The 22962-nt window shown below is 50.6% G+C and carries 18 protein-coding genes; 17 read left to right on the top strand and 1 reads right to left on the bottom strand.

Annotation, left to right across the window (positions count from 1 at the left end):
* Positions 1 to 41: 41 nt before the first annotated feature.
* On the bottom strand, positions 42 to 3800 hold the full coding sequence (locus tag ABC831_RS23275; protein WP_343250463.1) for a LamG-like jellyroll fold domain-containing protein: 3759 nt from the start codon (positions 3798 to 3800) through the stop codon (positions 42 to 44).
* A 310-nt stretch (positions 3801 to 4110) separates the two neighbouring features.
* On the opposite strand from ABC831_RS23275, the gene ABC831_RS23270 reads away from it, so the two are divergent.
* The 17 genes from ABC831_RS23270 (at position 4111) to metA (ending at position 22772) form a co-directional block, all read left to right on the top strand.
* Positions 4111 to 4944 (top strand): AraC family transcriptional regulator, encoded by an 834-nt coding sequence (locus ABC831_RS23270; RefSeq protein ID WP_343250462.1) that lies wholly within the window; start codon positions 4111 to 4113, stop codon positions 4942 to 4944.
* A gap of 137 nt (positions 4945 to 5081) precedes the next feature.
* The gene (locus ABC831_RS23265) at positions 5082 to 5630 is read left to right on the top strand and encodes a DUF6144 family protein (protein ID WP_343250461.1); all 549 of its coding nucleotides are present in this window, start codon (positions 5082 to 5084) and stop codon (positions 5628 to 5630) included.
* A gap of 148 nt (positions 5631 to 5778) precedes the next feature.
* Positions 5779 to 6213 (top strand): MarR family winged helix-turn-helix transcriptional regulator, encoded by a 435-nt coding sequence (locus ABC831_RS23260; protein ID WP_343250460.1) that lies wholly within the window; start codon positions 5779 to 5781, stop codon positions 6211 to 6213.
* Positions 6214 to 6358: 145 nt separating this feature from the next.
* Complete coding sequence (locus tag ABC831_RS23255; RefSeq protein ID WP_343250459.1) at positions 6359 to 8110, top strand: ABC transporter ATP-binding protein; 1752 nt, start codon at positions 6359 to 6361, stop codon at positions 8108 to 8110.
* On the top strand, positions 8103 to 9998 hold the full coding sequence (locus tag ABC831_RS23250; RefSeq protein ID WP_425524619.1) for an ABC transporter ATP-binding protein: 1896 nt from the start codon (positions 8103 to 8105) through the stop codon (positions 9996 to 9998). The genes ABC831_RS23255 and ABC831_RS23250 overlap by 8 nt, the downstream gene beginning before the upstream one ends.
* Positions 9999 to 10442: 444 nt before the next feature.
* Entirely contained in the window at positions 10443 to 11138 is a 696-nt protein-coding gene (gene pyrH / locus ABC831_RS23245; protein ID WP_343250458.1) for a UMP kinase, read from the top strand.
* 55 nt (positions 11139 to 11193) lie between these two features.
* The gene (frr, locus tag ABC831_RS23240; RefSeq protein ID WP_343250457.1) at positions 11194 to 11748 is read left to right on the top strand and encodes a ribosome recycling factor; all 555 of its coding nucleotides are present in this window, start codon (positions 11194 to 11196) and stop codon (positions 11746 to 11748) included.
* 49 nt (positions 11749 to 11797) lie between these two features.
* Positions 11798 to 12508: an undecaprenyl pyrophosphate synthase gene (gene uppS / locus ABC831_RS23235; protein WP_158350335.1), complete on the top strand. Its 711-nt coding sequence runs from the start codon at positions 11798 to 11800 to the stop codon at positions 12506 to 12508.
* Entirely contained in the window at positions 12509 to 13348 is an 840-nt protein-coding gene (locus ABC831_RS23230; RefSeq protein WP_343250456.1) for a phosphatidate cytidylyltransferase, read from the top strand. It begins immediately after the preceding gene.
* Positions 13349 to 13455: 107 nt separating this feature from the next.
* A complete protein-coding gene (locus ABC831_RS23225) occupies positions 13456 to 14598 on the top strand; it encodes a 1-deoxy-D-xylulose-5-phosphate reductoisomerase (protein WP_343250455.1) in 1143 nt (380 codons plus the stop codon).
* A 3-nt stretch (positions 14599 to 14601) separates the two neighbouring features.
* Positions 14602 to 15642, top strand: coding sequence for an RIP metalloprotease RseP (gene rseP, locus ABC831_RS23220; RefSeq protein WP_343250454.1), 1041 nt, complete (start codon positions 14602 to 14604; stop codon positions 15640 to 15642).
* 387 nt (positions 15643 to 16029) lie between these two features.
* Positions 16030 to 16431: a hypothetical protein gene (locus ABC831_RS23215; protein ID WP_343250453.1), complete on the top strand. Its 402-nt coding sequence runs from the start codon at positions 16030 to 16032 to the stop codon at positions 16429 to 16431.
* Positions 16432 to 16601: 170 nt separating this feature from the next.
* On the top strand, positions 16602 to 17342 hold the full coding sequence (locus tag ABC831_RS23210) for a pseudouridine synthase (RefSeq protein WP_343250452.1): 741 nt from the start codon (positions 16602 to 16604) through the stop codon (positions 17340 to 17342).
* Complete coding sequence (gene ligA / locus ABC831_RS23205) at positions 17335 to 19290, top strand: NAD-dependent DNA ligase LigA (RefSeq protein ID WP_343250451.1); 1956 nt, start codon at positions 17335 to 17337, stop codon at positions 19288 to 19290. The genes ABC831_RS23210 and ligA overlap by 8 nt, the downstream gene beginning before the upstream one ends.
* Positions 19291 to 19321: 31 nt before the next feature.
* Complete coding sequence (gene cls / locus ABC831_RS23200) at positions 19322 to 20884, top strand: cardiolipin synthase (RefSeq protein ID WP_343250450.1); 1563 nt, start codon at positions 19322 to 19324, stop codon at positions 20882 to 20884.
* Positions 20815 to 21714 (top strand): Cof-type HAD-IIB family hydrolase, encoded by a 900-nt coding sequence (locus ABC831_RS23195; protein ID WP_343250449.1) that lies wholly within the window; start codon positions 20815 to 20817, stop codon positions 21712 to 21714. Before cls ends, ABC831_RS23195 begins: the two co-directional genes overlap by 70 nt.
* 143 nt (positions 21715 to 21857) lie before the next feature.
* Positions 21858 to 22772: a homoserine O-acetyltransferase MetA gene (gene metA, locus ABC831_RS23190; protein ID WP_343250448.1), complete on the top strand. Its 915-nt coding sequence runs from the start codon at positions 21858 to 21860 to the stop codon at positions 22770 to 22772.
* Positions 22773 to 22962 lie beyond the last annotated feature (190 nt).

The raw sequence follows: 22962 nt of genomic DNA, 5'->3' as shown, positions 1-22962 counted from the left end.
CTGCGATTTATAGTATTCCGATTCAGGACTCCCAATTGATTTTATTTGTATCTGCGCCTGCGGTAATTGAAATGTAGGGCAAAGACAGCCGCTGATAAAATGATAGCTACGATCAGGAGCAGGATAGGTGCGGTGTCTCCGGTCTGCGGGGAGTCTGCCGGGGTGTTGTCTGATACTGAGCGATCGGAATCCTTATGATTATCAGACGAGTTATTGTTATTATGGTTGGATCCGTTTTGTGAGTCCCCGGGAGGATTTGGTGAAGCAGCCGGGGGAGTGACGGACGGTTGATCGGATGGTATATCTGAAGGCTGATCGGCCGGTTTATCCGACGGCTGGTCTGAAGGCTGATCGGATGGCTGGTCAGAATCCTTCTCGTAGACTGCGGTAGCAGTAACCGGCGCCTCCGGCATCCGGAAGGTGGTGGTGGCCGAGGCCTTATCGGTAAATGTAACCTCCGTGTTGCTGCTTGTCCATTCCCTGAAGATCATTCCCTTTGCGGGCTCATCCGCGGTAATTGTTACGATCTCTCCGACAGCGGCTTCGGTTTTATCCGCTGTACCGTTTACGACGGTGATCTTAAGACCCGGAACCCGCTTGCCCTCGAATACCCCGACAGCAGCGGCCAAGGCTTCTACGGCGCTGTCTGCCTGGTCCTGCCGCAGCTTTTGACGGTTCAGGCTGTCGGATGCGGCTTCGATAGCATTGAACAGTTCCCCTTTTGCGCCGGTGGGATACTGGCCTGCTGAAGTCCCTTCCACGGCTTCTGCGTAGAGATCCCTGGCAGCAGCGACAGCCTCCCGCAGCGGTTTGCGGTCCGTCACATGCAGCTTGAGCGTTGCGGTGAATCCTTCCGGGTTGCTGATCTGTTTTGAGAGTTGGATCGGTGCGGTGATCGTATAGCTTCCGCCGATAGCGGGATCGACTTTTGAGAGATCCCAGCTGTCCAGCGTGAGGGTGGCCTGGGCCTGAGCGTCTACACGAACGAGTATATCTTCCGGCAGCACGGCTGTGGACAAATCGGTTCCCGCGTCCACATATACATCCTCAAAAGAGGAGACGGAAGAGATCCGGTTCTTTTCGCCGGTTTCGGTACTGTAATAATACCAGGCTGCCTGCTCTGCTGTGAAGGGTGCCTGATACAGGAGAACTTCATCCAACTGGCCGCTCAGCGCATTGCTTTCCTGGCCCACACGGCTGTTGCCTAATACCAGGCTTCCGGAATTATAATTTGTACCGCTGCTGCCGGTAAACTCCAGCTTCCCGTTAAGGTACACACTGATCTGCGTCCCGTTCTTGGAAAGCATGACATTATACCACTTGTCCGCCGTCAGTTTTGTAGAGCCTTTTAGTTCCTGTGCCCCGTAGTATGTCTGCAGATTGTCCTCCTGATTTACGGAGAGCAGCATGTGGTTGCCCTTGCCGGTAGGAAGATGCAGCAGGATACTGTTGTGGCCCAGAACGCTGGGCGTTTTGTCCATTTTTAGCCACATGGAAATGGTAAAGTCCTGATTCATCTTAAAGGAGACTGGCGCGTTCAGCAGACCTGCTGTAGTGCTGCCGTTATAGGACGCGCCGGTGGTGCCCCCAGCCAGCGTATTTTCTGCTGAAGCTTCGGGAAGCGGTTTCTTTACCCCGGAATCGGTATATTGGGAGATTGTCCTGCCGGCAATGATATCTGTGAACGGGGTATCTCCCTCGAAGGCCCAGTGTGCGATGGGGGCCGGAAGCTGCTGTTGGACGGGAATTTCCGGCTCCTCATATTCCGGCAGTGAAAATTGGACCGGTTCCAGATCTGTACCGATTTCGATCTCTGAGAGCCCGAAACGGCCTGAGCTGTGGAAGTTAGCTTCCCTGGTGACGATGCGCATGTGGGTATTGCCGGTCACGGTTTCCGGCAGCCTCACGGCAATCCCCTCCGGCAGGGCGGAATCCGACTGCCAGTCGAGCCTTACGTCTGAGGCGACCGTTTCCCATACACTGTCATCGTCGATCCGTCCGGTGGTACGGTTGATCTCGATATCGACCAGGGTGGGGGCCTGGGATTTTCCATGTACGCTGTAGAGCACTACTGTATTATAATCCACCGGTCCCCGAAAATCCACGAACGTGTATGACGGAAGCTTCGTATGTTCCTCCTGATAATCGGAACCATCCGCATTTTTGGTCTGCAGGCCGCTCCATACCATCTTTGTGTAATCCCCGTCCTGGAACATTTCAGGCGGTGTCGCGTTATATTGAGCACTGGTGAGACCGAATTGGCTGATATATGCATAAGAGGCAATATTTCCATTTTCCGGCAGTTCTGGTTCCTGATAAGGGTCGGCGACATTCTTATTCTTCCATACACGGTAGTAATCGATCTCAAAATCCCGTTCCATCTCCGCTTTGGCGCCGTCCGTGGAGGTTTTCAGCGTACCGTCATTATTATAAGGACGGTAGTTAAAGGAAATGATGGGTACCATGCGGTAGGGAATTTTTGCAGCGTATTCCCCGATCAGATGACCATCGAAGAAGTAGCGCACATAGGTCTCCCCCCATTCCACACCGATGGTATGCCAATCTGTTCGGTAATCCTCACCGGGATCCAGATACTGCGCGATAGCCGTGTCGGTGGTGGGACGCTCCCAGCTTCCGCCGGCACCCACATTTTTCAGATGCCAGATCGACAGCTTATTGTCACGGCCCGGATATTCCTCGGCGTTGAACATTTCCGGCCAGTCGATCTCAGCAGACTTCTCATTACCGCCTCCGTCCTGGAAGCCTACGAACCAGACCGCTGGAATCGATCCATTTCCGATATCGAATTTGGTACGGACCTCGAAAAATCCATAGGTGGTAGCCAGCGCATCGTGATAAGGGGCGTGGTTTACGATGGGGAGCCCGTTCGTGTTAGGACCGTAGTTCAGATAATCCTTGGCGCCTCCCATGATACCGAAGCCCCGGTAGACATTGTGTTTTGCTGCTCCACCGAAGGTCAGATCCCGGTTCTTCGTACCGTGTAATACAAGCTTGCTGACGTCACCGTCTTTTTGGATCGTGACATCGCCTTCCTCCACCGCAGGACCGGGCGTTGCTTTCCACCAATCCATATAATAGGGGTACCATTTGGAGGTATCCAGCTCATCGCCGTCGAATTCATCGCTCATCGCCTCGGAGTATTCCCACTCGGATGGGTCGAACACTCCGTATTGGGCGGCCCGGGGTGTCTGGTTTCCGCCGACGTTGCGGGGATATGTATGGCCGCTGTCCGGATCGGTTTCCTGGACGATAACGTTGGGGATGCGCAGGGCGGGGTCTTTATAGCGTCCACTGTCCGTGCTGGGCGGGATATCTGCCGGTGCTGGAACATTGGCCTGCAGGTCAATATCCGGTAGTGGAGTGGAACCGGCCTGAGCCGTAATGTCAGTCTGCGGCGGTATACCGTTTTGTGGTATCAGTCCGTTTTGCGACACATTGCCGGTGTCTGTATCGGAGCCTTGTCCGGCGGTGTCCGGGCTATTGTCCGCGGCAGAATCACCTTCAGATGGTTGGGTATGGCTGGAATCTGAAGCATCTGCCTCAGGTGTCTGCCCGTTAGGGTTATTCTGACCCGGATCAGTCGGTTTGGGCATTGGGACATTCTCCGGGACATCCGGTACGGTTCCCTGTATTCCGGGAGTGATGGGGACGGCGGATTCCTCCGGCTCCGGTGCCGATGTGGGTGATAATGCGCTTTCCGCATATACCGGATTGAACGGCGCCAACGACAATAACAGGGTTGCGCTGAGAATGAGAGATAAAAGACGTTTCTTTTTCATGACTATCTCCTTTACCTTGATTTTGCGTTCTGATATAGAACGGCTCGTGCCTAGAATTATAGCAATCGTTCTGCCTGTAAAACAGGTACTAGGGCGCCCTTTTTTTGTACAAAACAGATAAAGGTTCTGGACAAGGGAATAATAAAACAAATGAAAATGCAGGAACAAACCTGCAGCAACACGCCGCTCTTGCAGACATAAATAATGGAGACCATTCTTGAAGCGGAAATTTCAAAGTGTTATATTATACTTGCCAATAGTTACTCGTAAAGAGAAGATTAAAAAAGTCTTTAAGTATTGAGGACGGTATATGGATAGGAAAAAACTGGTCAACCAAAGTATTGACTATATTATGCAGCATCTGGATGAAAATTTGTCGCTTGATACCGTAGCCGCTCATTTTTTTATATCGAAATACCATTTCAGCCGAATCTTCAAGGAAGAAACCGGCGAAAGCGTCTATGCGTTTATTAAGCGTTGTAAAGTTGATCAAAGTGCTATCGACATGAAGTTAAACCCAACGAAAGCTATCACAGATATTGGTTTAGACTACGGTTATAGTGCGTCCAATTTTAGCTCTGTATTCAGAAAACACCATGATACTTCGCCAGCTATGTTTAGGCAGTCCATCCCTACTCATAGTATGGCCTATCCCTTTGCCCAAGAGCGGGTTGTTCACTTCAAGACAGCAAAGGAATACGCCGCGCAAATCGAAGTCCAAAAGCTGGACGGCCTGTTTGTTCTGTATGAACGATTCATTGGAAACTATGTAGATCTGGAAAAAAACTGGTATCAGTTCTTAGATAAGTACAAAGTGTTTATGAATGAAAAGACTATTTTAGTGGAGCGCTTTTTTAATGATCCGGTCATTACGGACACGGCACATTGTATCTGTGATATTTGCATGACAGTGGAGCATCATTGTAACTTGAGCAATGTCATGTGGATCAGCGGCGGCCAATGGGTTGTATATCATTTCGATGGAGAAATCAAAGATATCTTTGAGACATTACAAGGAATTTTTACTGTTTGGCTCCCCCAAAGCGGTTATAAGATGACGCAGCGGTATGGATTGAATATTTATCACAACATAGACCGGGACAATCACAGCGTTGTTATGGATTTGTGTATCCCGGTTTCATAAGAGCAAGAATTCAGAAGTCAGCAGGGCGGCTTTCTTTCTATAGTAAAGGAGTATTTAGAAATGCTCCAATAGGAAGAAGGTCGTCTTATGATTTTCACGAGAGGGGCCATGTAACGGAAAGGCGGGATGAGGTAAGTATGTTTGATATAAGAAAAATTCAAGAAAACGTGATTTATGAAGCTGTCAAAGCTAAAAGCAATGCGGATGTAGCAAGTGAAGTGGTGTATGGTTGTGGACACTCTGCGCAAAAGGAAAACAATCCTGATTGGGTGAAGTCCGCCATGCGCCGCATGGAATGTAAATTTGATGTTGAGACAATCAAGAAAATACGAATGAACTGCCAATGTGGTTACGGCATGGAGGAAAAACTTGCGCTTGTAAAGGAATTGAGGGCAGATGCTGAAAATATAGAAGAATTTGCGAATTCAGAGAAAGCGAAGGCCGCTGGGCTTTTCTGTAAAAACGGTGAACTCTTTTTGCAATTTAATTTCTGTCCCTGTCCAATGCTTGCTCAAGTGGAAAAATTAGAGACAGCTGCATGGTGCCAGTGTACTACCGGTTACAGCAAAGTGCTGTTTGAAAGGGCATTTGCCTGTGCGGTTGATGTAGAGCTGCTGAAAAGTATAAAGATGGGCGATCCTGTATGTCTTATGAAAATTACTCTGCACAGCCCTGTCTGGCAATAAAAATTTAGATGGTCTATCGGCGAATTTTTATACAATCCATCTCAGAATTTTTATATAATTCATCTCAGAAAGAACTTGACAACAGAAAAATAAAACCCTATAATTGTTTGGAACCGAACAAAAAGTGAGGAGCAAAGTCAGGGGTATTATGATGAGAGATAAAGATGTAGGCCATGAGATTCACGCCATATCGAATCTGATCGGCCGAAAGATCGAAGAGCAGAAGCGGAACAGTGGAATAGAAGGCATCACCCCGGTACAGAGCTGGATCTTACGTTTCCTGCAGGAGAACAGACATCGGGATGTGTTCCAGAAAGATGTGGAACAGGAATTTTCCATAACCAGGTCTACGGTCACCGGGATACTGAAACTGATGGAGAAGAATGGAATCATCCGGCGCATATCCGTGCCGGAAGACGCGAGACTGAAAAAGCTGGTGATTACAGGTAAGGGGGAAGCGATCTGTCAGACAGTATACCATAATATCTGTGAGATGGAGGAACTGCTGGTCAGAGGGATGACAGCCAGGGAAGTGGACACGATGCTGGAGCTATTGGGAAAAGTGAAGAAGAATTTGCTGTAAATGCCGTAGGAGACGTTTAGAATACCATTTTAAACGATTCAGACGGCAGATTTTTCTTGTTATTAGTTCGGGTACAAACTATGCGGATACAAACTATTCGTCTGCAAACAATTTGCATACAAACTATAAAAAAGGAGGAATCATTATGATTCGGGAATTGATGAAGAGCATACGGGAATATAAGAAAGATTCCATACTGGCTCCCGTATATGTCTCCCTGGAAGTAATTATGGAAGTGATCATACCCATGATGATGGCCTGGCTTATTGACAATGGAATCGACACCGGGAATCTGAAATACATATGGGGCATGGGGGCTGTGCTGGCGGTGGCGGCCATGGTATCGCTTCTGTTCGGAGCCCTGTCGGGAAAGTCGGCCGCCAGAGCCTCCGCGGGATTTGCCAAGAATCTGAGGAAGGATATGTATGACAATGTCCAGAATTTTTCATTTTTCAATATCGACAAATTTTCTACTGCCAGCATTGTCACAAGGCTGACCACGGATGTCACCAATGTCCAGAATGCATACCAGATGATCATCCGAATGGCGGTGCGGGGGCCGTTTATGATCATCTTCTCGATGATCATGGCATTCGGGATCAACAGCCGGCTGGCCATGATATTTTTTGGTGTGGTGCCGGTCCTGGGGATCGGTCTGTATTTTATCATGACAAAAGCCCATCCGGTCTTTGAACGGGTCTTTCGTACCTACGACGCCCTGAACAATGTGGTGCAGGAGGATCTGCACGGGATCCGGGTAGTGAAGTCCTATGTCTCTGAGGACTATGAAGTAGAAAAGTTCGGAAAGATATCGGGTTCCATCTATAAGGACTTCACCAAAGCGGAAAAGCTTCTGGCCTTTAACATGCCGCTGATGCAGTTCTGTGTCTATGCCTGTATGATACTGATCTCCTGGTTCGGCGCCAGAACCATCGTGCTGACCGGGGGAGATCCGGTAAACGGTATGTCCACAGGGCAGCTGATGAGCCTGATCACCTACACGATGCAGATACTGATGAGTCTGATGATGCTCTCCATGGTGTTCGTTATGATTACGATGGCCCGGGCTTCGGCAGAGCGTATCGTGGAGATCAAGACCGAGATCAGTGATCTGAAAAACAAAGAACAGCCCATAACAGAAGTCCCCAATGGTTCTGTAGATTTTGAACAGGTAGATTTCAGTTATACCAAAGACGCGGAGAAACTGTGTCTTAGCGGCGTGGACCTGCATATCAAAAGCGGTGAGACCGTCGGGATCATCGGCAGGACCGGAGCATCCAAAACGTCGCTGGTCCAGTTGATCCCCCGCCTCTATGACGCCACCGTGGGACGGGTCAGAGTGGGCGGGATCGATGTGCGCGATTACGACATCGAGAGTCTCAGAAACCAGGTGGCCATGGTGCTCCAGAAAAATGTGCTCTTCTCCGGCACCATCAAGGAGAATCTGCGATGGGGCAATGAGCAGGCCACAGACGAAGAGATGATCCATGCCTGCCAGCTGGCGCAGGCCGATGAGTTCGTGCGCTCCTTCCCGGATGGCTACGACACCTACATCGAACAGGGGGGAAGCAATGTATCCGGCGGACAGAAACAGCGGTTGTGTATCGCCCGCGCGCTGTTAAAGAAACCAAAGATCCTGATTCTGGATGACTCTACCAGCGCCGTGGATACGAAAACGGATGCGCAGATCCGCAAAGCGTTCCGGGAAGAGATCCCGGATACCACCAAATTCATTATCGCCCAGCGTGTCTCCTCGATACAGGATGCAGACAAAATCATAGTGATGGACCGGGGCCGGATTCAGGCGGTGGGTAACCATGAGGAACTTTTAGCAGGCAATGACATTTACCGGGAAGTTTATGAATCCCAGGTGAAAGGAGGCGGTCAGGATGAGTGACAATAGAAATAGAAAAGGAATGAAAGGAATGCAGGATATCAATCCGCAGGCGGTAAAAAGGCTGCTCTCCTATCTGGGGCAGTATAAGCTGCGCTTCGGTCTGGTTTTGATCTGTATCGTGCTGAGCGCTCTGACAAGTGTGGCCAGCTCACTGTACCTGGAGACACTGATCGACGACTATATCACTCCTCTTCTGGTGGAAGCATCACCGGTATTTACCGCCCTGTTCAGATCCCTGGCGGTCATGGCCTGTATCTACCTAAGCGGTGTGATCGCCACGCTTCTCTACAACCGGCTGATGGTGGCCATCGCCCAGGGAGTCCTGAAAAATATCAGGGATGAGATGTTTGCCCACATGCAGACCCTTCCCATCCGCTACTTTGACACCCATACCCATGGGGACATCATGAGCCACTACACCAATGACACGGATACCTTAAGGCAGATGATCTCCCAGAGCATTCCCCAGATGTTCTCATCGGTCATTACCATTCTGGCGGTATTCTGCGCCATGGTGGCCACCAGCTGGCAGCTGACGCTGTTCGTGCTCCTGTTCGTTGCACTCATGCTGAACGTGACCCGAAAGATCGCAGGCAAAAGCGGCTACTTTTTTGTAAGGCAGCAGCGGGCTCTCGGTGACCTGAACGGATACATTGAGGAAATGATCAACGGCCAGAAGGTAATCAAAGTTTTCTGCCACGAAGAAAAGGCCATCCGGCATTTCGATGAAAAAAATGAGAAGCTCTGCCACGACGCCTCAGAAGCCAACACCTTTGCTAATATTTTGATGCCCATCATGGGGAATCTGGGCAACCTGCAATATGTCCTGTTAGCCATTGCGGGCGGAACCATGGCGGTGGCCGGGGTGGGCGGCCTGACCCTGGGAGCCATCGCTTCCTTTCTTCAGCTTAGCAAAAGCTTCATGAACCCCATCAGCCAGGTATCCAACCAGTTAAACATGGTAATCATGGCTCTGGCAGGTGCGGAACGTATTTTCAAAATGATGGATGAGGAGCCCGAGGTGGATGAGGGCTATGTGACGCTTGTAAATGCAAAACATGACGAGAACGGCCAGCTGACGCAGACCAAAGAACGGACCGGCCTGTGGGCCTGGAAACATCCTCACGGGGACGGAAGCATCACTTACACGGAGTTAAAAGGCGAGGTACGCTTCTTCGATGTGGACTTCGGCTACACTCCCGACAAGATCGTGCTCCATGACATCACCCTGTACGCAGAACCGGGCCAGAAGGTAGCCTTTGTGGGCGCCACCGGTGCCGGTAAGACGACGATCACCAACCTGATTAACCGCTTCTACGATCTGGCCGACGGCAAGATCCGCTATGACGACATCAACATTAACAAGATCAGGAAAGAGGACCTGCGCCGTTCCCTCGGTATCGTCCTGCAGGACACCAACCTCTTCACCGGTACCATTCTGGAAAATATCCGCTACGGCAAGCGGGATGCCACCGATGAGGAAGTATTCGAGGCAGCGCGCCTGTCCAATGCCGACGAGTTCATCCGAAGGCTGCCCAATGGCTACGATACGGTAATCACCGGAAACGGAGGCAACCTCTCCCAGGGCCAGCGACAGTTGATCTCCATTGCCCGGGCTGCCGTTGCAGACCCGCCGGTCATGATCCTGGATGAGGCTACGTCCTCCATCGACACCAGAACCGAAGCCATCGTCCAGAGAGGCATGGACAGTCTGATGAAAGGACGCACCGTATTTGTGATAGCCCACCGCCTCTCCACGGTCCAGAACTCCGATGTCATCATGGTCCTGGAAGCCGGACGGATTATAGAGCGGGGCAGCCATGAGAAACTGATCGGGGAACGTGGGAAATATTATCAGCTGTATACGGGAGCGTTTGAGTTGGAATAGAAGGGGCTGTCCTAAAACTAAATTAAGATATTATTACTAAGGGCCGGGAAGAGAGGAACGCGGCGGGGCCTTGGAACCGGGCGGAGCTTCTCGTGGGGCCAAATCACTTCGGCCGGACCTAAGAACGGCTAACTACGAAGACGGGAGAACCTCTTATTGGCAGGGCCCGGAACAAACTCGCCAAAGGGCGGGCTCGGACAGTGTTCCAGGCCCTGCGAGGTTCTCCCGCCTTCTGCGTAAGCCGTTCTAAGGCCCGGTCTCAAGTGATTTGGCCCCACGAGAAGCTCCGCCCGGTTCCAAGGCCCCGCCGCGTTCCTCTCTTCCCTGCTTTGGTGAGTCCATTTTTATTTTAGGTGAGCGACTTTATGGGAACTCCAACTTTATATTGGCGTTTCTCGGAAAGTGTGTTAAAATGGTGGAAAAAGAGGAACAAGGAGTGCTTGTATGAAGCGGATTTTGTTAAAACTCAGCGGAGAAGCATTGGCCGGAGATAAGAAAACGGGATTTGACGAAGCTACGGTCATGAAGGTGGCCAGGCAGGTCAAAGTTCTGGTAGATGAGGGAATTCAGGTGGGAATTGTCATCGGTGGTGGGAATTTCTGGAGGGGCAGAAGCAGCGAGAACATTAACCGGGAGAAGGCGGATCAGATCGGTATGCTGGCGACGCTTATGAACTGCATCTATGTTTCCGAGATTTTCCAGTCTGCAGGCATGATGACACAGGTGTTGACCCCGTTTGAATGCGGCGGGTTTTCGAAGCTGTATTCCCATGAGCGGGTTGGAAAATATTTTAACCATAATTTCGTTATTTTTTTTGCTGGGGGAACGGGACATCCTTATTTCTCCACAGATACGGCAACCGTGCTGCGGGCGGTAGAGATCGGGGCGGATGTTATACTTCTGGCGAAGGCGGTGGACGGTGTCTATGATGATGATCCCAAGTCCAATCCCAATGCGAAGAAATACGACGAGGTGAGTATCCAGGAGGTTATCGATAAGAAGCTGGCTGTCGTGGATATGACCGCATCCATCATGTGTATGGAAAATAAAATGCCTATGCTGGTGTTTGGGCTGAATCAGGAAAATAGTATTGTGAATACGGTGAAAGGCGACTTTACCGGTACCAGAGTGACAGTTTAAAATTGAAGTGTAACAAAAAGGCGAATAAACAAGGCGAATAAAGGAGGACTATATCATGGATGAAAGATTAGAAAAATATGAGTATAAGATGGAAAAAACCCATGAGAATCTGCTGGGAGAGTTCGGGAGTATCCGTGCAGGCCGGGCGAATCCGCATGTTCTGGACAAACTCCGGGTAGACTATTACGGAACACCCACACCGATTCAGCAGGTGGCGAATGTCACAGTTCCTGAGGCGCGCATGATTCAGATTCAGCCCTGGGAAGGCAGTATGGTAAAAGCCATCGAGCGAGCGATCCTTACTTCGGATCTGGGGCTGAACCCGACCAACGACGGGAAGATGATCCGTCTGGTGTTCCCCGATCTGACGGAGGAGCGGAGAAAAGAACTGGTTAAGGATGTCAAGAAAAAAGGGGAAGCCGCGAAAGTGGCGATCCGCAATATCCGCCGGGATGCCAATGAGGTGTTAAAGAAACAGAACAAGGCCGGTGAGCTCACAGAGGATGATCTGAAGGATCTGGAAAATGAGATGCAGAAGCTGACGGATAAGTTTATCAAGACGGTGGACAAATCGATTGAGGATAAATCCAAAGAGATTTTGACGGTATAAGATAAGAAGTGGGCGGTCTTTTGGGCCGCCCATTTACAGGAGGAAATCAATGAATATTCCGCAGCATGTGGCGATAATATTAGATGGAAACGGGCGCTGGGCGAAGAAACGCGGGATGCCCAGGAACTATGGACATGCCCAGGGCAGCAAGAACGTGGAGCGGATCTGCGAGGACGCCTATAAGATGGGAATCAAATATCTGACGGTCTATGCGTTTTCCACTGAGAACTGGGCCAGGCCCAAGGATGAGGTGGATGCACTGATGAAGCTCCTGCGCAATTACATGAAGACCTGTCTGAAGACAGCGGAGAAGAACCGGATGAAGGTCCGGGTCATCGGGGAGCTTGGCAAGCTGGATGACGATATCCGCAGCAGGATCTTTGAGCTCCAGGAAGCCTCCAAAGATAACGATGGCCTGAACTTTACCATCGCGATCAATTATGGAAGCAGGGATGAATTGGCGCGGGCAGCCAGGAAGATAGCGGAGGATGTGCAGAAGCAGAAGATACGCACAGAAGACATCGATCAGGAGCTGTTCGGATCTTACCTGGACACGGCCGGCATACCAGATCCGGATCTGCTGATCCGGACAAGCGGAGAACAGCGGCTGTCCAACTTTTTATTGTGGCAATTGGCTTATACGGAGTTTTATTTTACCGATACAGCCTGGCCTGATTTCACAAAAGAGGAATTAATGCAGGCTATCGAAAAGTATAATAGTAGAGACCGGAGATACGGCGGAGTCAAGGGGGGAGAATAGATGTTTTTTACACGTCTTTGCAGCTCGATCGTATTAGTTATCATTGCCCTCTTCACGATCATAAGCGGCGGGCCTGTCCTGTTGGTTACCCTGACGGCGGTCTCCCTGATCGGCCTTAAGGAATTATGCCAGGTCGGGAAGCTGACCTTTCGTTCTCCGCTGATGATTACTGCGGGCATTGGCGTTGTGGCCTATTATGGGCTTGTCTGGCTGGAAATGCAGAAACACCAGCTGGAAGAGGAGATGATGCTGCAGGAATATGGGATGATGTGTCTGCTGCTCATCCTGATCGCACTGATGATGGTATACGTGTTCACCTATCCGAAATATCGGGCGGAACAGGTTATGACCGCATTTTTTGGGGTTGTCTATGTGGCGGTCATGCTGTCCTACATTTACAAAACCAGGATGGGAATGCCGGAAGGCCTGTTTATCGTGTGGCTGATCTTTATCTGCTCCTGGGGATGCGATACCTGTGCCTATTGCGTGGGAATGCTGATCGGGAAACATAAACTGGCGCCCGTACTGAGCCCGAAGAAATCCATAGAGGGCGGAATCGGCGGAATCGCCGGTGCTGCGCTTCTGGGTTTTCTGTTCGGGAAAGTGATGGTGCTGGTCGGATACGCCTCCGCGGATATGGTGCCTGTGATTACCGTTACCTGTGCGGTCGGGGCGGTGATCTCACAGGTGGGAGACCTGGCGGCCTCGGCCATCAAGAGAAATTTTGGGCTGAAGGATTACGGGAAGCTCATACCGGGCCACGGTGGAATACTGGACCGGTTTGACAGCGTCATTTTTACAGCTCCGGTAGTATACTATTTAGTTTATCTGTTTTTATAGCTATGAGCACTTAGTGCCTGTATTTCAGGCACTTACGTGCGATGCATGAGAAATAGTCAGCGAGGCTATTTCGAGTGCTACTATTTTTTATAGTGAGGAAATAACCAATGAAAAAAATAGCGATTTTGGGTTCCACGGGTTCTATCGGGACCCAGACTCTGGACATTGTCCGTGAAAATAAAGACCTGGAAGTGGAAGGCATCTCAGCGGGTTCGAACATCACCCTGCTGGAGTCACAGATCCGTGAATTCCGGCCAAAGCTTGCGGTGGTCTGGTCAGAAGAACATGCAAAGGACCTGGCCGTTCGTGTCCAAGACTGCGAAGTGGAAATCGCGTCCGGCATGGATGGACTATTAAAGCTGGCCTCCATGCCGGAATCGGAGATCCTGGTAACCGCCATCGTGGGAATGATCGGAATCCGTCCGACCATGGAAGCCATCCGCGCGGGAAAAGACATTGCTCTGGCCAACAAAGAGACACTGGTCACAGCGGGACATATCATCATGCCTATGGCAGAAGAGTACGGTGTCCGGATTCTGCCTGTGGACAGCGAACACAGCGCGATTTTCCAGTCCCTGAACGGAGAAGATCCGTCCCGCATTGAAAAAATACTGCTGACCGCTTCAGGCGGTCCGTTCCGCGGCAGACACAGGGGAGAGCTGGAACAGATCCAGGTGGAGGATGCGCTGAAGCACCCGAACTGGTCCATGGGACAGAAGATCACCATCGATTCCGCCACCCTGGTAAATAAAGGGCTGGAAGTTATGGAAGCGAAATGGTTATTTGGTGTGGATCTGGACAGAATACAAGTAGTAGTGCACCCGCAGAGCATCATTCATTCCATGGTACAGTATGTGGACGGAGCGGTCATGGCGGAGCTTGGAACGCCGGACATGAAGCTGCCGATCCAGTACGCGCTATACTATCCGGAACGCCGGTATCTGGGCGGACAGCGGGTGGATTTTGCGGCTCTTCGACAGATTACATTTGAGGACCCGGATACAGAGACATTTACCGGATTAAAACTGGCATACCGGGCGGCCCGGGAAGGCGGTCTGATGCCTACGGTATACAATGCGGCCAACGAGCGGGCGGTCAGCAAATTCTTACAGCGAAGGATACGGTTCCTGGATATCCCGGATATCATCGGGGATTGCATGAATCATATAAAAGTGATACAATCACCTACTATAGATGAAATTTTGGAAACAGAGCAAGCGGTCTATGACCGGATTGAAAGCAGGTGGTAGATTTTGAAAATAGTGATAGCCATATTGATATTCAGTGCCTTAATCCTCTTCCATGAATTCGGGCATTTTCTGCTGGCTAAGAAAAACGGGATCTGTGTGACGGAATTCTGCCTCGGCCTGGGGCCCACTCTGGTAGGCGTACAAAAAGGCGAGACGAAATATTCCCTGAAGCTTCTCCCGTTCGGCGGAGCCTGTGTTATGCTGGGGGAAGACGGTCTGGTGGAGGATGAGAGATCCTTCGGAGCCAAATCTGTCTGGGCCAGGATGTCTGTGGTTGCGGCAGGTCCGATTTTTAACTTTATCCTGGCCTTTATCGGCGCAGTGATTATTATAGGAAATATCGGCTTTGACAAGCCGTCCGTATATGAGGTGATTCCGGACTATCCCATGGCGGAAGCAGGGATACAGGCCGGGGACATCATTAAGAAAGTAGACGGGAGTTCCGTACATGTATATCGGGAATTTAATAACTATATGCAGTTCAATCAGAGCGGCGAACCGGTCGAAGTGGTCTATGAGAGAGACGGCAAGGAATATACGACCCTGTTGACGCCCAAGTTCAACGAGACAGAAGGACGGTATCTGCTGGGTGTCAGAGGTCCGGGGCCGCGGGTGAAGGGCAACGCGCTGCAGACGCTGCAGTACAGTTATTATGAAGTGGAATACTGGATCAAGGCCACGTTCCAGAGCCTGAAAATGCTCTTCACCGGTCAGGTGGGTATCAATGATCTGTCCGGGCCTGTGGGCATCGTCAATGTCGTGGGAGAGTCCTATGAACAGGTGCAGGAGGTGGGCGGTACCGCCAAGGATGTGTGGCTGACCATGCTGAACTGGCTGATCCTGCTGTCGGCCAACCTGGGAGTGATGAACCTGCTGCCGATTCCGGCGCTGGACGGCGGGCGGCTGGTGTTCCTGGTGATCGAGGCGATCCGTGGGAAACCGATTGATCCTGAGAAAGAAGGAATGGTGCATTTTACCGGGCTGATTCTTCTGCTGGCTTTGATGCTGTTCGTGATGTTTAACGATATTCATAAGCTGTTGTAGGGGCCTTTGGGACTGAGCCGGGGGGCCGGAGCGAGGGGGCCGGAGCGAGGGGGCCGGAGCGAGGGGGCCGGGTCTGAAGCATTCAAAAATCCGGAGGCCGGCCGGCAGTTCCGGATTCCAGCCGCGCCCGCCGGAGAAGATCTCTTGTGTTTGAAAAAGCAACCTCATGAGCAGTTCCGTGAGCCTCTGAAAGCAGGGAGAATGTCGGCAGAGGGCCGCCATTCTCCCTTGAGTCTCCCTCCACTATTCGGCCATGCTTTTGCAAACACAAGAGATCTTCTCCAGCGGGCGCGGCTGGAATCCGGAACTGCCGGCCGGCCTCCGGATTTTTGAATGCTTCAGACCCTGCTTTGGCTCTGGCGGAGTTTTTACATAGGAGTGTGAAGGATGCTGAGACTGGGTGTTGTTTTGATTACCTGTTTGATATTGATGAATATTGCGAAGGCGCTGGCTGTGGGGTTGATTCTGCTGGCTTTCTTGCTGAAAAAGAAGCTGGGGCATATGGATCGGGCGAAATGGGAGGCGTATTTTGTAAAAGTTCAGGGGAAAGGGATTATTGTCAGAGGGGTTTTATTGATCTTTTTGTCTATGGGATTGATGGCAGGGGCAGGGTTCTGGGTGTTCGGGCTGCTGGAGGTTTCTTATCCCGGTGTTTTGAGCATGGTATTGTTTTGCGTTGGGATGGGGGGACTTCTGATCAGAGGGTTCGTGCATAGAAAGATGCTGATGGAAAAACTGGAACGTATCTGCTTTGAGGATGAGAAAGAGAAGGAAAGCGTTTATCTGTAAATGGAGAAAAGGGACATGTCCATTCTGGTTTGGGACATGTCCATTCCGGTTTGGGACATGTCCATTTCGTTATGTCCATTTCGTTATGTCCGTTTCGTATATTGGTGTATAGTTCAGTTTTGATTGGGTTTGGATATGTTGATTGTCTTATGGATTTTGGAGGGAACGGTATGGAGGAAGTTAGGCTGAATAAGTACCTGAGTGAGGCTGGGGTCTGTTCCAGGAGAGAGGCAGACCGGCTGATTGAGGCTGGGAAGGTGACGGTGGATGGGGCGCTGGCGGTTACCGGGATGAAGGTGAGGGAGGATCAGAAGATTCTGGTGGACGGCAGGCCGGTTTGCAAGGAGGAGGAAATGATCCTTCTGGCGGTAAATAAACCACGGGGGATTGTATGTACGGCGGAAAAAAGGGAAAAGAATAATATTATAGATTATCTGCATTATCCGAAGAGGATCTATCCGGTGGGAAGGCTGGATAAGGATTCGGAGGGGCTGCTGCTGATGACGAATAATGGGGAGATCGTGAATAAAATCATGCGGTCGGGGAACCGTCATGAGAAGGAATACGTGGTGACGGTAAATCGGGAGGTTACGGAGGAATTTGTCCGGGCTATGGCCGGCGGAATCCCGATACTGGATACGGTGACGAGAAAATGTGAGGTTCAGAAGCTGGATAAGTATCGGTTCCGGATTGTGCTGACGCAGGGACTGAACCGGCAGATCCGGCGGATGTGCGAGTATCTGGGATACCGGGTGGCGGCTTTGACCAGGGTGCGGATTATGAATATACGGCTGGGGAATCTGAAGCCCGGCGCTTACCGCAGGGTGACGCCGCAGGAGTGGCGGACGCTGCAGGAATTGATCAGAGATTCATCGAATACGACAGTGATTGAGGAGAGAACGAATGGCTGAACAGATAGGGAGAATGAGGGAACTTGTCGAGCTGCTGAACCGGGCAGGAAGAGCTTATTATCAGGAAGACCGGGAGATCATGAGCAATTTTGAGTATGATAAGCTGTATGATGAACTGGTGCAGATGGAAAAAGATACAGGGGTGGTCTTAGCGTCGAGCCCTACGGTTCATGTGGGTTATGAGGCGGTCAGTGAACTGCCCAAAGAGCAGCATGAGTCGCCTATGCTTTCGCTGGATAAGACGAAGAGCGTGGATGAGCTGCAGGAGTGGCTGAAGGATCAGCAGGCGGTACTGTCCTGGAAGCTGGACGGGCTTACGATCGTACTGACTTACCGGGAGGGAACGCTGGTGAAGGCGGTCACCCGGGGAAACGGTGAAGTGGGCGAGGTGATCACGAATAACGCCCGTGTCTTTAAAAATGTACCGCTGAATATCAGCTATAAAGGGGAACTGATCCTAAGAGGCGAGGCGGTGATTACCTATTCGGATTTTAACCGGATCAATGATGAGATCGAGGATGTGGACGCGAAATATAAAAACCCCCGGAATCTGTGCAGCGGTTCCGTAAGGCAGTTGAATAATGAGATTACAGCAAAGAGGAATGTGCATTTTATGGCGTTTGCTCTCGTCAAGGCAGACGGGGTTGATTTTGAAAATTCTCGGATGAAGCAGTTTGACTGGCTGATGGGACAGGGATTTGATGTGGTGGAGCATGTGATGGTTGATGGGGGGAATTTGAAGGAGGTCGTAGCCTCTTTTGCCGGGAGGATCAGCGACAATGATTTTCCGTCGGATGGGCTGGTTCTGCTCCTGGATGATATTGAATACGGTCTGTCTCTGGGAAATACGTCCAAATTTCCCCGGAGTGCCATGGCATTCAAATGGGCCGACGAAATACGGGAGACCAGGCTTACGCAGATAGAGTGGAGCCCTTCCCGGACGGGTCTGATCAATCCGGTGGCGATCTTTGAGCCTGTGGAGCTGGAGGGGACATCGGTCAGCCGGGCCAGCGTGCATAATATCAGTATCATGAAAGCACTGCAGCTGGGGGTGGGCGATACGATTGAAGTGTATAAGGCGAATATGATTATTCCCCAGATCGCGGAAAATCTGACCCGGAGCGGGGTAAGTGATATCCCAAAGGTCTGTCCCGTATGCGGCGGGCCGACACAGATCCGCCAGGTGAATGAGGTGGAATCGCTTTACTGTGTGAATCCCAAATGCGAGGCGAAGCGTCTGAAGGCATTCACCCTGTTTGTCAGCAGGGACGCGCTGAATATAGACGGCCTGTCGGAGATGACGCTGGAGAAAATGATCGGGCGCGGGTATATTCACGAGTTTGCGGATCTGTTCCATCTGTCGGATTACAGGGATGAGATCGTGGAGATGGAGGGTTTCGGGGAAAAATCCTATGAGAACCTGATGACGAGCATCGAAAATGCCAGAAATACCACACTTCCGCGGGTTATTTACAGTTTGGGCATCTCCAACATCGGGCTGGCCAACGCGAAAATGATCTGCCGGGAATATCAATATGACGCAGAGAAAATGAGGCAGGCGACTGCGGAAGAGTTAAGCGGGATCAATGGGATCGGCCCTGTGATCGCCCAAAGCTTTGTGGATTATTTCGCGGATGAGGAAAACAGCCGCCGGTTCGATCATTTGCTGAAAGAACTGCATATCGAAAAAGAGAATACGGGGGATGAGGAACAGGTTCTGGAGGGGCGGGTATTCGTCATTACCGGAAGCGTGGAGCACTTCGCCAACCGGGCGGAATTAAAAGAGCTGATTGAGGCGAAGGGCGGGAAAGTGACCGGCACCGTAACATCCAAGACGAGCTATCTGATCAACAATGATACCGCGTCTGGGTCTTCGAAAAATAAAAAGGCCAGGGAGCTGAATGTGCCGGTTATATCGGAGGAAGAGTTCCTGGCTCTGCTCCAATGAGATACTGACAGGGTACGAAGGAGGAGAAGTGATGACTGAATCGCGGATGAAGAGGAGCAAGAAAAAGGTGTTTGGTGTGATCTACGGCAGAAGCCTTATGGTGATTCTGCTGTTGATCGTGCAGGTAGCCCTTCTGGTTTATTGTGTTCTGGCACTGGAAGACTATATGGTATGGGTGTATGGGGTCTTTGTCCTGATCTCCCTGTTTGTCGTGGTATTTATCGTAAATTCAACCAGTGAGCCTGATTTTAAACTGGTCTGGATGGTCCCGATTGTGATCATTCCGATATTCGGCGGCCTTCTCTATCTGTTTGTGCACACCCAATGGACACCGAAGCTGATGAACTTAAGGCATACCCAGATGCTGACGGAAACCCGCCCGTATCTGGAACAGGATCCGCAGGTAAGGCAGCATTTAAATGAGGTAAATACCCAGGTTGAGAAGCTGGCTGTCTATTCCGGGACCACCAGCGGTTATCCGATCTATGAAAATACGGAGGCAACGTATTTTCCCCTGGGGGAGGATAAGTTCGAAGAGCTGAAGAAAAGGCTGAATGAGGCGGAGAAATTTATTTTTCTGGAATATTTTATCGTGGAGGAAGGGATCTTCTGGGATACGGTGCTGGATATCTTAAAGCGCAAGGTGCAGGAGGGCGTGGAGGTACGGATGCTCTACGACGGCATGTGTTCCATCGTGCTGCTTCCGTACAGTTATCCGAAGCAGCTGCGGGAGTATGGAATCCAGTGTAAAATGTTCTCGCCCATCCGCCCGGTCTTGTCCACCCATTATAACAACCGGGATCACCGGAAAATACTGGTTATAGACGGGGAAATCGGATTCACCGGCGGGATCAATCTGGCGGATGAGTATATAAATGCAAAAGAACGGTTCGGACACTGGAAAGATACCGCCGTGATGATCCGCGGAGATGCGGTGAAGAGCATGACCATGATGTTCCTTCAGATGTGGAATATCACCGGTACTCAAAAAGAGGATTTTGAGCGGTACATTCCCTGTGAACCCTTTAAAACCCCGGCGCCGGGGGACGGCTTTGTCATGCCCTATGGGGACAGCCCGGTGGATCAGGAGCCTATGGGGGAAACGGTGTATGTGGATATTCTGAACCGTGCTACCCGATATGTGCATATCATGACCCCGTATCTGATTCTGGATTATCATATGATACAGACTCTTTGTTACGCGGCCAAAAGAGGGGTGGATGTGGCGATTATCATGCCCGGGATTCCGGACAAGCCGTATGCGTTTATTCTGGCCAAATCCTATTATAAGGAGCTGCTGACGGCCGGTGTGAAGATCTATGAATATACCCCCGGTTTTGTCCATGCCAAGGTATTCGTATCGGACGACGAGGCCTGTACCGTGGGCACCATCAATCTGGATTACCGGAGCCTGTACCTGCATTTCGAATGCGGCTGTTTCTTCTATCAGAACAGCGTGGTCGGGGAGGTGGAACGGGATTTCCAGGAAACTTTGAAAAAATGCAGGGAGATCCACGCGGACGAATGGAAGAAGTTAAAAGGGAGGACCCGTCTGGCGGCCCGGATTCTGAGGCTTTTTGCGCCGCTGATGTAGCCGCGAAGCGGATGGAGTATTTAATGGAGGGAACTATGGACCGCAAGATTATATTTTTTGATATCGATAACACGCTGTATAATTCGGAGGTGGGTATACCGGAAAGTACCCGCAGGGGTATTAAACTGCTCAGGAAAAACGGGCATATTCCGGTGATCTGTACCGGGCGCACCAGGGCGGCCGTGTTTGATGAGATTACCGATCTCCCGTTCGAGGGGATGATCTGCGGCGCGGGCACCTATGTCGAATATGAAGGGGAAGTGATCTTTAACAAAATCGCGGAACCGGATCAGCTGGAGCGGCTCACGGCGCTGCTGGACCAGGCCGGTGCGAAATATTTTCTGGAAGGCCCCCGGTACCTGTATTATAATGCGGCAGATTCAAGTGCAGAGTACCGCAGATTAGGGGAACAACTGGGAGGAGCCTTTCAGCCGGTTCTCCGGCCCATTGAAAAAGATCATACCGAGTATAATAAACTGATTGCCATACGGCAGCCGCAGGACCACTGGGAGTCTGTGGAACATATGCTTGCCAGGGAATACCAGCTTGTCTGCCATAATCATTCTCCGTTTGTAGAAATGGTACCGGTGGGGCATAATAAAGCCACGGGCATACAAAAACTGCTCAAGCATCTGCAGATGGAACGCTGCGATACGTATGCGTTTGGTGACAGCAATAATGATCTGGAAATGCTGGAATATGTGGAATATGGGATTGCTATGGGGAACGCGTATCCGGATGTGCTTAAGAGGGCCAGGTACCGTACAGATCCCATACAGGAGCAGGGGATCTACAATGGGTTGAAGAAGTTCGGACTGATCGCGGGCTGATTTTGGGATTGTCCGCGCAGGACGGACATATAGAATAAAATTCTAAACTTTTAAAACCTCATATAACTTGATATAATAAAACATAGATGATAATCTGGATTAGTTGCATAGTAAACTATCTGACTACAAAGAAGGAGATATATATGCCAATCAAAGTAAAAGGGGAATTGCCGGCCAAGGAAATTCTGGAAAGGGAGAATATATTCGTGATGGATGAGAATCGTGCGCTGCATCAGGATATCCGCCCCCTGGAAATCGGTATATTAAACCTGATGCCTGTGAAGCAGGACACGGAACTGCAGTTGCTGCGTTCCCTGTCCAATACTCCGCTGCAGGTGGATGTGACTTTCATGACCGTATCCAGCCATGAATCCAAAAATACGCCCACCAGTCATATTAATAAATTTTATGTTACGTTTGACGAAGTAAAGGACAGGACATTTGACGGACTGATCATCACAGGAGCACCGGTTGAGCTGCTGGATTTCGAAGAGGTGGATTACTGGGAAGAATTAAAAGAAATCATGGAGTGGTCCAAGACACATGTGACCTCCACGATGAATTTGTGCTGGGGAGCCCAGGCGGCTCTCTATTATCACTATGGAATACACAAGCATGAGACACCGAAAAAAATCTTCGGTGTATTCAAACACCGGGTATCCAACCGGAAAGTTCCATTGGTGCGCGGGTTCGACGATGTTTTTCTGGCGCCTCATTCCAGGCATACGACCGTTTACCGGGAAGATCTGCTGGCTACCGGGAAGATCCTGATTCTGGCAGAATCCGCGGATGCCGGAGTGTTCCTGGCTATGGACGAGGACGGAAGCCAGATTTTTGTGATGGGACATCCGGAGTATGACCGGGTTACGCTTCACAATGAATATATGAGAGACCGGGCGAAAGGATTAGACATCGACAAACCGCAGAATTATTATATCAATGATGATGAGACGATCCGGCCGGAGCTCCAGTGGCGTTCCCATGCCAATAACCTGTATACGAACTGGCTCAATTACTACGTATATCAGGTGACGCCGTATGAATTAGGCAGAAAGTAGAGGGCCCGTTATGACTGGCTGGCCTGAAATATGATTTACATCTTATTATACCTTCTGGACAGGAAGGTATATTTTTTTATTTCATAGGAAAGTGCTCCTATGAAATAAAAAACGCTCCGCGGGGATCGCACTACGGCGGAAAGGAAGATGCCGCTTACGCGGCCCGCCGTAGGCGGAGAGTTTCGCAAGC

The sequence above is a fragment of the Diplocloster hominis genome (genome assembly GCF_032380655.1).
Lineage (GTDB): Bacteria > Bacillota > Clostridia > Lachnospirales > Lachnospiraceae > Diplocloster > Diplocloster hominis.
Note: the sequence above shows the minus strand (reverse complement) of the source record. Positions and strands in the feature narration are given on the sequence as shown.